Raw genomic sequence first — 12,417 nt, 5'->3', positions numbered from 1 at the left:
CGGGTTGTGCATGTTTAAGGAGTTCCTGTTTCATGCTCAAACGTTTTCCCCCCAAACCTGCGTCCCTCGCTGAGCTGGCCGATTATCAAGTTGCAGGCCTGAAGTGGACCGTCAGCCACGCGTTCAACAATTCCCCCTTCTACCGCGATAGACTGACTGCCGCCGGCATAACACCGGACCTGATCACCTCCCTTGACGACCTGCGCCGCCTGCCGTTCACTTCTGCCGACGACCTTGCCGCCGGGTATCCCTTCGCTTTGCGGGCCGCCCCATTTGCCGACCTGGTCCGCATCCACGCGTCTTCCGGAACCACCGGAAAGAGAAAGGTCCTCTGCTACACTCAGAAGGATCTGGACGACTGGCAGAACATGTTTGCCCGCTGTTACGAGATGGCCGGCCTCACCAGGGAGGACCGGGTGCAGATTGCCGTCGGCTACGGGCTTTGGACTGCCGGAGTCGGATTTCAGCAGGCGTGCGAGAAGTTCGGCGCCCTGGCCATACCGGTCGGCCCCGGAAACCTGGAGCTGCAGATAACCTTTCTTCAGGACCTTCAGTCCACCGTCTTCTGTTGCACCGCTTCGATGGGGCTCCTTCTAGCCGAGGAGGTCAACCGGCTTGGACTCAAGAGTACCCTCAACGTAAAAAAAATAATCATGGGGGCGGAGAGGTCGAGCCCGGCCATGCTGGAGACGATGCGAGAGTTCCTGGGGGTCGAGGAGATCTACGACATAACCGGCCTTACCGAACTCTACGGCCCCGGTACGGGGCTTTCGTGCCGCTGCAATACCGGAATCCACTACTGGCCCGACTATTACATCCTCGAAGTGCTCGACCCGGAGACCCTGGAGCCGGTGGCGCCCGGGGAAGTGGGGGAAATGGTCTACACCTCGCTGCACAAAGAGGGGGTTCCCTTCATCCGGTATCGTTCCCGTGACCTGACGCGCCTAATCGATGGGGAATGTCCCTGCGGCTGCTGGCTTCCGCGTCACGATCGGATCCTGGGGCGCTCGGATGACGTGGTCATTTTCCGTGGCGTCAACATCTATCCCGGTCAGATCGACGAGATCCTCACCAGGGTGAGCGGCATCGGGAGCGAGTATCAGGTGCTGTTCGATCACGGATCAGATGGCCGTGACTACATGCTCATCCGGGTGGAGCGGGCATGCAACGGAGAGGCGCTACCAGATGAGCAGGTGGCGAAAAAGATTTCCTCCGGGGTGAAACATACACTGCTCGTCTCTCCCCAGGTCGAGCTGCTGGACTATGGGACCCTCCCGCGGTCGGAGCGGAAGACGAAGCGGATTTTCGATAATCGGAAGTTTTAACTGACAACCTGCCACAGAGGCACAGAGGCACGGAGAAAGCTTGTGCCTTTCCGGCAATCTTGGGACAAACTCCAGTCTTATCTGCTGGTGTTTTTCCTACTGGATTGATCTCTGTGTCTCCGCGCCTCTGTGGCAGATTTTAGTTTCAGGAGGTAACCATGAAATTGCGCAATTTGCTCCTTTCCCTCTCCATGCTGCTCCTGCCGACTGTCGGCGCTCACGCTGCCGGCCCCGTTACACTCACTTACGCCAACTTCCCGCCCGCCGCCACCTTTCCGAGCGTTCAGATGGAGCGCTGGGCGAAGGAGGTGGAGAAGCGGACGGGGGGGAAGGTGAAGGTGAAGACCTTTCCTGGAGGCACCCTCCTGAACGCCAAGAACATGCTGGAAGGGGTCAATTCCGGGATTGCCGACATAGGCAATTTTGCCATGAGCTACCAGCCGGGACGCTTCCCTGTTTCCGAGGCTGTGGACCTTCCCTACGGCTTCACAAGCTCCAAGGTAGCGAGCCAAGTACTATTCGACCTGGTACAGAAATACAAGCCGAGAGAATTCGAGAAGGTCAAGATGGTTACCCTCTTCACCTGCCCTCCAACCAACCTGATGACGAGCAAGCCCGTCAGGTCTCTGAAAGACCTCAAGGGGATGGAACTGCGGGTGGCGGGGACTAGCGCGGAAGTGGCAAAGCGGCTTGGCGCTGTGCCGGTTGCAATGCCCCAGTCGGAAACCCCCGAGGCGATCCAGAAAGGGGTCGTGAAGGGGATGGTTTCATCCCTGGAGATACTCCAGGATTTCAAGTTCGCCGCCTACACCCCTCATGCGACGATTGTCAATCTTCCCGTGGTTTCCTTCGCCGTGGTGATGAACAAGGCAAAGTGGGATTCCCTCCCGGCTGACGTAAAGAAGGTGATCGACGACCTGTCGCGCGAGCAGGCGGTCTGGACCGGTGAATACGTAGATCGCCACGTGCAGGAGGCCCTGGCCTGGTCGAAGAAGAATTACGCGCATAATGTCCATACCCTTCCGGCTGCCGATCAGAAGCAGGTGGACGCCCTCCTGGCGCCGATGGTCCAGGAATACGTGAAAAAAGTAAGTTCCCAGGGCTTGAACGGCAACCAGCTGGTGGCCGAGGTCCGGGCGCTCAAGTCGAAGTACGAATCCCAAGGGAAGAAGGCACCGAGGAAGAAATAAACACGAGGAGTCGGAGTCGGAACCCGGGAACCGGCATCTAGCCGGATTCCCGGGTTGTTGCGTCTTATGGACAGGTTCGTCAGTTATCTATCAAGGTTTTTCATGCTGGCAGGAGGAATTGCCCTGCTGCTCCTTGTCCTGCTCGCGACGGGGAACGTGGTGCTGCGCATCGTCAAGGTTCCTTTCGCGGGAACGTACGAAATCGTATCGTTCCTGGGGTCGCTGGTGATTGCAGGTGCGCTCGGGCACACCCAGAGGAAGAAAGATCACATCGTCGTGGACATCCTTTCGGAGAAGTTCCCACTTCTTGTAAAGCGCTTCCTCGACGTGGTGAATTTCGCCGTAACCTGCATCCTCTTCGGCATCGTCAGCTGGCAGTTGGTCGTCTGGGGGGATAAGCTGCGCCTGTCCGGAGAGCTGTCGGAAACCCTGCAGTTCCGGTACTACCCCTTCGTGTACGGAGTGGCGGCCGGCTTCGCCCTTCTCACCCTCGTGCTCTTCCTTGACTGCATGCGCGCAATTTTCCACCGCGAGGAGATCCAATGACCGGTCCGATGATGGGGGTCACCGGGATCCTCGTGATGTTCTTCATGCTCTTCGTGCTCCGCATCCCTGCGGCGTTCACAATGCTTCTCGTCGGTTTCTTCGGCATGGCCGCAGCCACCTCCTTCGAGGCGGCATGCGCGATGATAGGCTCAGAGCTTTGGAACAGCTTCTCCAGCTACGGCCTCACGGTGATACCCCTCTTCATCCTCGTAGGAGAGATCGTCCACTACGCCGGGTACAACAACAGCCTCTACTTCGCGACCTACAAGTGGTTCGGCCACCGTCGCGGAGGCTTGGCGATGACCACCATCATGGCATCCGCAGCTTTTTCCGCCATCAGCGGCTCCAATACCGCCACCGCCGCCACCATGAGCGCAGTGGCGATACCCGCCATGAAAGAGTACAAGTACCATCCTCTCCTCAATGCAGGATCGGTCGCCGCCGGGGCAACCCTTGGCGTATTGATTCCCCCGAGCATTGTTCTGGTTGTCTACGGGCTATATACCGGCCAGTCCATAGGCAAGCTCTTCTTCGGCAATGTGATTCCGAGCGCCATCCTCACCACCCTCATCCTCGGTACCGTCGTAGTCCTCTGCCGCCTGCATCCTGAATGGGGACCTGCGGGGCCCAGGAGCAGCTGGCGCGAACGGTTTGCGGCGCTTCCCGAAGCCGTCGATATACTCCTCCTCTTCGCAGTGATCATGTTCGCTCTCTTCACCGGTGTTGTGACCGCCACCGAGGCCGCTGCCGTCAGCTGTTTCCTCGCCCTCATCATCTGCACGGTTCGCAGGAAACTGACGTTGAAGAAGCTGAGCGGGGCGTTCATCGATACCCTGCGAATTTCCTGCATGGTCTTTATGATCGTGGCCGGAGCGGTGATCTTCGCCAAATTCCTTACCATCACCCGACTTCCCTATGAGACAGCTGAGTGGATCGGGACACTGGCGCTCCCGAAGTGGATGGTGCTCTGTGTAATCCTTCTGTGTTACATCATCGGCGGATGCATCATGGATGCTCTGGCGTTCCTCCTGGTGTCGCTCCCTATCTTCTATCCGCTAGTTACGCAGCTAGGCTACGATCCGATCTGGTTCGGGCAGGTGATAACCATCGTCACCACAATGGGCTCGATCATGCCCCCCATCGGAATCTGCTGCTATGTGGTCTCGGGCATGTCCGGCATCCCTCTCGGTACCGTGTTCCGCAGCGGGCTGTACTACATGCCGTCGTACATCATCTCCATCGCGGTCCTTATGGCGTCCCCTTACTGGACGGTGCTGGTGCTGTCAGACCTTGTAAAGTAGTCACAGTCGCACAAAAAAGTTCACTCAAGAGGAGGTCATCCCGATGGCACAAAAAACCGCAATCCTGCTCCTTCAGATGGGAGGGCCCGACTCCCTCGACGCCGTCAAGCCTTTTCTGATAAACCTTTTCAGCGACAGGGACATCATCAGGATAGGGCCTGCGTGGCTCCAGCCGGTTATCGCGCGCTTCATCGCATGGCGGCGAGCACCGAAGGTCGAGGATTACTATGACAAGATCGGGGGCAAGTCTCCAATCCGGGAGCTGACTGAGGCACAGGCTCGGGCGCTGGAGGAGGTGCTCGGTCCGGATTACCGGTGTTTCGTGGCGATGCGCTACTGGAAGCCTTCAACCATTGAGGCACTCGCGGCAATTAAACGGGAGGGAATTTCCCGCGTCGTCGCTCTTTCCCTCTACCCCCACTATTCACGGGCTACCACCGGTTCCAGCATAAACGAGCTCCGCCGGGTGCTGGGAGAGGCGGGGGTGTCCTTCGACCTGAAGATCATCGATCGCTTCTACAGCCATACCCGCTATATCGATGCACTGGAGGAGAAGATCCGGGAGGGGCTTCAGGCATTCCACCCGCTGGCTGAGGTGGAGCTCCTCTTTTCCGCACACTCACTTCCCCAGTCCTTCATCGAGGAGGGGGATCCGTACCTCTCCCACATCCAGGAGACAGTGCGGCTCGTCATGGAACGGTTCCAGGACGTAAACCACCACCTCTCATTCCAGTCTCGCGCCGGCCCGGTGAAGTGGCTGGAGCCTTCGACAGAGGAAATGCTCGGGCACCTGGCAGCAAAGGGAACCAAGAACCTGCTCGTGGTGCCCCTCTCCTTCGTCTCCGACCACATCGAGACGCTTTACGAGATTGACGTTCAGCTGGCGGAAGAGGCGTTCAAGATCGGCTACGCCAAGTTCTGGCGAAGCCCGTCGCTCAATAGTTCGCCTGCTTTCATAGACTGTCTGGCGGACCTGGTGCGCGGGGTCAAATAGGCGGCTTCGATCTTCGCCCCATCTCGCCTCCGTCCTCGTCCCTCCCTTGTGCGACGTGGCGCTGCCACGCCTCCGCGGGCGCTCCTGCGGGTGAGACGATATGGGGCAAATCTCGCAGCCGCTGGGGCACGCTACGATCGGCTAGTGATGCGTTGCCGGCGCTCCCTGATTCTGGCTCCTTGCGACTAGGTAGTAAACTATGCCGAGGATTAGCAGGGTACCGGCAAGAAATATCTGAGTTTCTAGAGCGTCGTGCCGCAGCGTGGAGATGAGGATTTCCCGGATCAGCGCCACGATGATCACACCGATGAACACGAGGATATTGAATCTTCCCCCCTTGAGGGTCTTGATCTCGTTGTCGATCAGCTCGATCATCATCCAGAGGATGAGGAGGGAGCCGAGTGCCGAGAGAATCCCCTTTTCGATGTTCCCCCTGAAGATGTGAAAGAGGTCCCAGACGAACAGGAGCACCACCGAAATCGAGACTCCTGCAAGTGCGAGCACCAGTACGAGATTCAGGCCGTATGTGAAACGTTCGGTCGCCTGGATGAGCTTCGATTCGAGGCGGTGGGATAGGAATACTTTGCTGAGCTCCGCCTCCTGGTATGAGGCGCTAAGTACGTCGAGGTTGATGTCGATGATCTTCTCTGCCGCATTCCGATACTTGCGCCTTTCCTGGATGTTGGGGAAGTTCTCCTGAAGTACCTCTATGACGAAGTGGCGCACCACGTTCATTGCCGCATTGACATAGTGTGCATTGAGGCCGACGCGCACATGGGCGTGCCCGATCTTCTGCAGAGTGTGGAGGTACTGGTTGTCGTAAGCTCCGCTGAAGAGCGAGACGAACCAGTGCTTGTGGGTGGCCTTCAGGCGCGCCAGGAGCATGTCATCCTTCAGGTATTCTGCGGTCTCGGGTATGCCGAGGAGGTAGTCGTAGAACTCGGACGCCATCCGCTCCTGGTTTGCCGCCATGAGAGGAAGAAGCTCCTTCAGAAGCTCTGCATCCTCTTCGGTGAAGAAATAATGCATCCTGATTTCCTGCATCGTGAGCATCGGCTCGTTCTCCTTTAGGCTGGGGTGTGGTAGAGTATAGGCGGAAACGCTGCCGGTTGACAAACCTGTAAACGTGTAAACATCTGTAAACATGAAGACGTGTCACATCTGCAAAAAAGAGTTTTCTGAAGACTCGTCAGGTTCTGTATTCGTCGAGGCGGGAGAGTGGCTTTCGGAGGAGCTCTGGCTCGACGCCGGAGAGCTGTGCCAGCAGTGTCTGGAGAACCGTGCGAAGCTGGCCATGATGTACCTCCACGAATATAACACCTGATCGGCGTCCACCTTCAGCCCATCTTCCGCCGCTTCTCGGGCACCGGCTCCTCGACGTAGCGCTGTTTATGCCCCAGAGGGTACTACGCCTGCGGGCCCGCTTCCTCGGTCGCGACAGAATCTGGGCCGAATCTGGACACCTCATATCGGACTTTTTAGGAGAAACCGGATGGAAACAGTCACTCTTGATGGGATCACGCTCTCTTTGGCGAGTCCGGTAAAGCTCCCTCTCAAATGGATCGGCCAGGAGGAACTGCTGCGGCAGCTCCTTGCAGCTTGGATGGTGATCGACGACCGGGATATACCCTTCAACCCGCGTCTCATCGGGAAACCGGGGGTCGGGAAGACCACCCTCGCCTATGCGGCGGCGCGCCGCCTCGATCGGCCGGTCTACCTCTTCCAGGCGACGATGGACACCCGCCCCGAGGACCTTATCGTGACCCCCGTGGTGGGGCCGGACGGGAAGATCCAGTACGCGGGATCGTCCCTCGTCTCCGCCATGGTCAAGGGAGGGGTGCTCATCCTAGACGAGGGGAACCGGATGAGCGAGAAGTCTTGGGCGTCTCTCGCCCCGCTCCTCGACGACCGGCGGTACGTGGAGTCGATCATCACCGGGCTTCGCATCCCCGCCCATCCTGATTTCAGGATCGTCGTCACCATGAACGAGGACGCCTCCACTTTCGAGGTCCCCGAGTACATCCACTCCCGGCTCCAGCCGCAGATCTACATCGATTTCCCGGAAGCTGACGAGGAGCTCCTTATCCTCAGGGAGAACCTTCCTTTTTCGAGCGACCGGATTCTGCGCTACGTGGTCGACTTCCTCCAGCGCGCCCATGCCGCAGATGAGCTCTATTCGGTGAGGGACGGGATCAATATCGCCCGATACGCCCTCAAGATGATGACAGCCACCGAAAAAGAGCCGGCCGATCTGCTGCCGCTGGCTGTCGAGCGGATTCTCGGTGAAGAGGCGCTGAGATATCTCAGGTAGCCATACTTTCCAGAGGTAGCACGTAATGCCGCACCGGCTTCACCTCGAAATATTCGGACCAGTACATGGGCTTCCCATACTCCATTACCGAATGGAGTTTGCCCATCTCGTGCGCCAGGCGGTCGAGTCGCTCAAGCCCGACTGCATCGCCATCGAACTCCCCGCAACTCTCGATGCTCCATTCCGCAGGGGAATCGCCCGGCTGCCCCAGGTGTCCGTGCTCATGTACGAAATAAAAACGACGGGGAGGCAGGCAGCGCCCGAAACCGTCTGCCTTCTCCTGGAGCCGGCGGATCCTGTTACCGAAGCAGGGAGGATGGCGGTAGAGAGGGGAATTCCCCTCCACCTGATCGACGTGGATCTGGACGATTATCCGGAACACCGGGAGCCGGTACCCGACAGTTACGCCATCCACCGGGTAGGTCTGCCGGCCTACTACGAGCAGTACGCGGCCGCAACCTCCTCCACCGTTCCGGAACCGGAGGACCTGCGCCGGGAGAAGGGGATGGCTTACCGGCTTCAGGAGCTTTCCTCTAGGCACGAGCGGATCCTCTTCATCTGCGGAATGGCCCACCTGGCGCGTATCAAGGAGCTCTTCGCCAAACCTCAGGCGATGCCGCTGGAAAAAACGAGGCGAAGCAACGTGCGGCTCTGCAACCTTCACCCGGACTCCTGCCGGGAGGTGCTGGGAGAGTACCCGTTTCTCAATGCCCTTTACGATCTGCGCCGCAACCCCCTCCCTCCCCTTCCGGCGGTGCAGGCATACTCCCTGCGCAAGCGGTTCAATGCACTCGAACTGATTTCCGGCGGAAAGAAGGAAGTTCCCGAAGAGGAGGTGCTGCGGGAAGCGGTTGAGCGAAGCGCGCGCCTTCTGGGGAAGGAAAGGGAGATGCCCGACCGGCAGCGGATTGCTCTCCGGCTCTTCCTGGAGTCTGCCCGCCACTACAGGCAGGAGACGGGCGAGCCGGTCCATCTATGGCAGAAGCGCGCCTTCTTCAGGTTTTCCCGCAACTATGCGCTGGCGTCCGGCCAACTCCTTCCCGACCTGTTCCAGATGCTCGCAAGTGCCCGCGGCTGTGTTGACGACAATTTCGCCTACGCCCTTTTCCGCCTCGCTACCTTTTACCCCTGGCAGAAGGAGGCCTCCGACGTACAAACAGTCAGACTTTCACCGGAGGATTTCCGTGCAGGTACGCGCCGTCTGCGGTTCAGGCCGCGGCAGCAGCGTCCCGGCAAGGGGTTGTCGCATCTCCAGTTCCTGAAGCGGAAAAGGGAGAAAAAGCCGGGAGACTGGCTGAAAGGCTTCGACGATCCTTCCATCTGCTCCTATCCGCCGGAAGACATCGTCATCGAGCAGTACGGACACTTCCTGAAGAAGAAAGGCGCGAAGCAGCTGTCTGAAGAGCAGAGCAGGGTAGAACCTTTCAGTGCTTCGCTTCTTGACGGGATCGACATGCGGGAAACTCTGCGCAACCTGCACGAGGGGAGGATTTACGTGCGGGAGAACCAGCGGGTGAAGGGAGGCGTGGGGGCTGTCGTAGTCATATTCGACGAAGACGGGGGAAGCTCCCGCTACCCCTACCTCATGACCTGGCTTGGAGAGCACGAGCAGGAGTCGGACATGGCCTTCTACGGGACCGCTCCCGGCGACAACATCGTAGGGCCTGGAATCTCGCGCTGCGAGTATGGAGGGCTTATCCTCTCCTACCCGCCCCGCCGCATGCTCGATGTGTGGCACGACCCGGACTATTCATTTGCGCGAAGCAAGCCGGAAGTGCTGCTTCTTGCCGCCCTGGACTACTCCCGGGAGCCCCACGTGGTCTATGCAGCGGCAAAACCTCCGCGGAGCTATTTTCGGCAGATAGCTGCCAGGCTCGGCAAGAAGATCGTCTACATCCCCCTCGGCTCACTGTCCCCGGTCAAGCTGAAGCAGCTCAGGGTATTCCACGTTCTCTACGGCAAGGATAAAAGAGAGATCGCCAAGGATTATGTCTGGTAATCGGAAGGTTGTTGAAAACAGCCATCTCGCCGCCGTCCTCGAAAACCTCCGTGTGCGGCGTAGTGTTGCTACGCCTCCGTAGGGCTTTCTGCGGGTGCGACTATCTGGCTATTTTTGAACAACCCGAGTTTTTTCAACGACCTTTTCAGTGAGCATCAGCCCCGCCGAAGCGCCCGCTTGTCTCCTACACGAATTGTCACCTTTTCCTGGTCGAAATATTCGAGGACCGGAATCATGAATTTACGGGATAACCCCGTCAGTTCACGGAACTCTCCGGGCGTTATTTCCTTCTTCTCCTTAAGGAACCCGACGAGCTTTTCCCGGAGAAGCGCAAGGGACTCCGGCGCATAGAAGAGGTCGTTTTTCACCTTCACACTCTTTCCCTCGCGAACAAGGAGGTGGAGGTGGTCCAGCACTTCCTTCTCCTTCGCCTTGACGGCCTCGGCCAGTTCCTTGACGGTGGGGGGCTCGATTCCTGCCTTCCGGAGCGCGGCCTGCAAGGGGACAGAGAGACGCGACCCATTATCGGAGGGCTTCTCTCCCGTCGTTGCCTTCACGAGGTCCCGCTCCACCGCCACTTTCCCTTCTTTTTCCAGTGCAGCGAGAAGAGGCCCGAAGAATCGGGAGTCGGCACGCTTCGGGATTCGGGATTTGAGCTCCTCCTTTCCCATTCCGTTGCGGAGCGGATTCTCCCTGAGGTAAGTTGCCAGTTCGGATGAGATAAACTCTTTCAGCGAGTCGAAGGTGGGGCGGGTCATGAAGATCCTCGGTTCCCGCACTACCTGCACAACTGAGCCTTTTGACAGGAGCTCCGCCAGGAGAACATCCAACCGCCTGATGGGAAGGCCGCTTCGCTGGGAGAGTTCCTCAAGAGAGATGCCCGACAGTAGAGCTTCCCGTACGAGAAAAAGAACGCGGTCGGCTTCATCCCCTTCATCCAGAGCGGCCAGCAGGGCGAGGGCATCCTCGTTGCGGCGCCGGCGGCGGGGAGGCGCCGGATCGAGCACCCTTCCACCTCCCAGGGTTGCCTGGGGTGAATAGCTCCGCAATACGAAAGGGTCCCCGGGAAGAAGGAGTGCCGACGATCCGAGCCGCAATTGCGCAAAAGCAGTTTCTCCCGGCTTCAGGCTGTCGCGGTCCAGTAGGATGACCTGGGCGGGCACTTCGTAGGTAGCGGAATGAAGGCGGAGCGTTGCCCGGTGTCGAAGTTCCCGCGGTGCGGAAGGGAGGTAGTGAAGTCGTGTGTCCACAGTCCAGGTAGGGTGATATATGCCCCGTGGAACCACGATGTCACCACGGGAAACCTCCGTGTGCTCGACCCCCTGCAGGTTCACCGCGACCCTCTGACCGGCAGAGGCAACATCGCTCTTCATGCCGTGTGTCTGAACGCCGCGCACCCGCCCTTCCCGGTGCAGCGGGAGTAGTTCGACCTCATCACCCACCCGTACCTCCCCGGAAAGGAGCGTTCCTGTGACCACCGTCCCGAACCCGGGGACGGTAAATACGCGATCAACCGGAAGGCGGAACCGGCCCGCTGCCTTCTTCTCTTCCACCTCGGCGCAGAGACGTGCCAGTTCGACTTTCAGTGCATCGATCCCCTCACCCGTCCTGGACGATACCGGGATGATCCGTGCTCCTTCGAGAAAGGTGCCCGAGAGGTAGTCGGCAACCTCCTCGCCCGCCAGGGCAAGCCAGTCCGCATCCACGAGGTCGCTTTTGGTAAGCGCCACAACCCCCCGTTTCACCCCGAGCAACTGGCAGATTTCCAGGTGTTCCCGGGTCTGCGGCATGATTCCTTCGTCAGCGGCAATGACGAGCATAACGAGATCCATCCCCCCGACTCCCGCCACCATCGTCCGTACGAAGCGTTCGTGACCGGGAACATCGACGATGCCGATTTCGATGCCCCCCGGTAGCGAGAGGTGGGCGAAGCCGAGCTCGATGGTAATCCCGCGCGCCTTCTCCTCGGGAAGCCTGTCCGTGTCGATCCCGGTAAGGGTTTTGACTAGTGATGTCTTGCCGTGGTCGATGTGCCCTGCTGTGCCGAGTATGAGGTGCTTCATGCCTTCCATTTTCCGCGGAAGACGATTTCCTCCAGCGGCTTGCGCGGCGGGCCTCCCTTAGACTCACCTTCCGGATACCCCAGGGGGAAGAGCCCTACGATCCGTATTTCGGGTGGAATATCGAGGATTTCGGCTATTCCTTCTTCGTCATACACCCCGACGAAGACCGATCCCAGCCCCACGGCATGGGCGGCGAGCATCAGGTTCTGGGCCGCGATCCCCACATCGCAGAGGTAGTATTGCTGCCCCCGAAGGTCACCCGAGTCTCCCGGCACTCCGCAAGCGACCAACACCACCGGAGCCTCCGCCAAGGCCTTCTGGGCGGGGTTGGTCTTGTATCCCCTGGGTGCGAAGTAGCTTTCCACGTTGGACAACTGGCTGAGCTGCGCGCGCGCTTCCGGGTCCTCAACCACAACAAATCGCCAACACTGCATGTTGGCCCAGGATGGGGCGAGGCGGGCCGCTTCGAGGACTGCGGCAAGTTTTTCCGCCTCTACCGGGCGACTCGAAAATTTACGTACACTCCTTCTCGTCCTGATAGCTTCAAGTGCATCCATAGTGAACCTCCTTTGCGCATGGCTTCCACACCAATCTATTAGCTTCGGAAGTGGGCTAGGTCAATAGTATAGATTAAATATCCCGTTGTTGCGAGGGGATGGCGCATGTTTCCCTGATCTCTTTTGTTACA

At 59.0% G+C, this 12,417-nt stretch carries 11 protein-coding genes; 8 read left to right on the top strand and 3 right to left on the bottom strand.

All coding sequences use genetic code 11. From position 1 onward, the window contains the following. Positions 1-32 precede the first annotated feature (32 nt). The 5 genes from CFB04_RS13365 to hemH all read left to right on the top strand — a co-directional run bounded on the left by CFB04_RS13365 (position 33) and on the right by hemH (position 5,356). A complete protein-coding gene (locus tag CFB04_RS13365) occupies positions 33-1,325 on the top strand; it encodes a phenylacetate--CoA ligase (protein WP_088535732.1) in 1,293 nt (430 codons plus the stop codon). A 158-nt stretch (positions 1,326-1,483) separates the two neighbouring features. Then, positions 1,484-2,515 carry a TRAP transporter substrate-binding protein gene (locus tag CFB04_RS13360; RefSeq protein WP_088535731.1) on the top strand — a complete coding sequence of 344 codons (1,032 nt, stop codon included), beginning with the start codon at positions 1,484-1,486 and terminating at the stop codon, positions 2,513-2,515. A 66-nt stretch (positions 2,516-2,581) separates the two neighbouring features. Beyond that, positions 2,582-3,061 carry a TRAP transporter small permease gene (locus tag CFB04_RS13355; RefSeq protein ID WP_088535730.1) on the top strand — a complete coding sequence of 160 codons (480 nt, stop codon included), beginning with the start codon at positions 2,582-2,584 and terminating at the stop codon, positions 3,059-3,061. Beyond that, complete coding sequence (locus CFB04_RS13350; RefSeq protein WP_088535729.1) at positions 3,058-4,362, top strand: TRAP transporter large permease; 1,305 nt, start codon at positions 3,058-3,060, stop codon at positions 4,360-4,362. Before CFB04_RS13355 ends, CFB04_RS13350 begins: the two co-directional genes overlap by 4 nt. A 43-nt stretch (positions 4,363-4,405) precedes the next feature. After that, on the top strand, positions 4,406-5,356 hold the full coding sequence (gene hemH / locus CFB04_RS13345; RefSeq protein WP_088535728.1) for a ferrochelatase: 951 nt from the start codon (positions 4,406-4,408) through the stop codon (positions 5,354-5,356). 141 nt (positions 5,357-5,497) lie between these two features. Here the strand turns inward: hemH and CFB04_RS13340 are convergent, their stop codons facing one another. Beyond that, the gene (locus CFB04_RS13340; RefSeq protein ID WP_088535727.1) at positions 5,498-6,409 is read right to left on the bottom strand and encodes a protoglobin domain-containing protein; all 912 of its coding nucleotides are present in this window, start codon (positions 6,407-6,409) and stop codon (positions 5,498-5,500) included. A gap of 91 nt (positions 6,410-6,500) precedes the next feature. Between CFB04_RS13340 and CFB04_RS13335 the strand changes: the two genes are divergently transcribed. The 3 genes from CFB04_RS13335 (at position 6,501) to CFB04_RS13325 (ending at position 9,666) form a co-directional block, all read left to right on the top strand. Further along, on the top strand, positions 6,501-6,680 hold the full coding sequence (locus CFB04_RS13335) for a hypothetical protein (protein ID WP_088535726.1): 180 nt from the start codon (positions 6,501-6,503) through the stop codon (positions 6,678-6,680). Positions 6,681-6,848: 168 nt separating this feature from the next. After that, complete coding sequence (locus CFB04_RS13330) at positions 6,849-7,667, top strand: MoxR family ATPase (RefSeq protein ID WP_088535725.1); 819 nt, start codon at positions 6,849-6,851, stop codon at positions 7,665-7,667. 25 nt (positions 7,668-7,692) lie between these two features. After that, a complete protein-coding gene (locus CFB04_RS13325) occupies positions 7,693-9,666 on the top strand; it encodes a hypothetical protein (protein ID WP_088535724.1) in 1,974 nt (657 codons plus the stop codon). Between the two features lie 155 nt (positions 9,667-9,821). Here the strand turns inward: CFB04_RS13325 and selB are convergent, their stop codons facing one another. Both selB and CFB04_RS13315 read right to left on the bottom strand, forming a co-directional pair. Beyond that, positions 9,822-11,729 carry a selenocysteine-specific translation elongation factor gene (gene selB, locus CFB04_RS13320; RefSeq protein ID WP_088536838.1) on the bottom strand — a complete coding sequence of 636 codons (1,908 nt, stop codon included), beginning with the start codon at positions 11,727-11,729 and terminating at the stop codon, positions 9,822-9,824. Then, entirely contained in the window at positions 11,726-12,286 is a 561-nt protein-coding gene (locus CFB04_RS13315; protein ID WP_088535723.1) for a nitroreductase family protein, read from the bottom strand. Before CFB04_RS13315 ends, selB begins: the two co-directional genes overlap by 4 nt. Positions 12,287-12,417 lie beyond the last annotated feature (131 nt).

It is taken from the genome of Geobacter sp. DSM 9736, from assembly GCF_900187405.1.
Lineage (GTDB): Bacteria > Desulfobacterota > Desulfuromonadia > Geobacterales > Geobacteraceae > DSM-9736.
The sequence above is the reverse complement of the archived record's forward strand: the minus strand, read 5'-3'. Positions and strand labels throughout refer to the sequence as shown.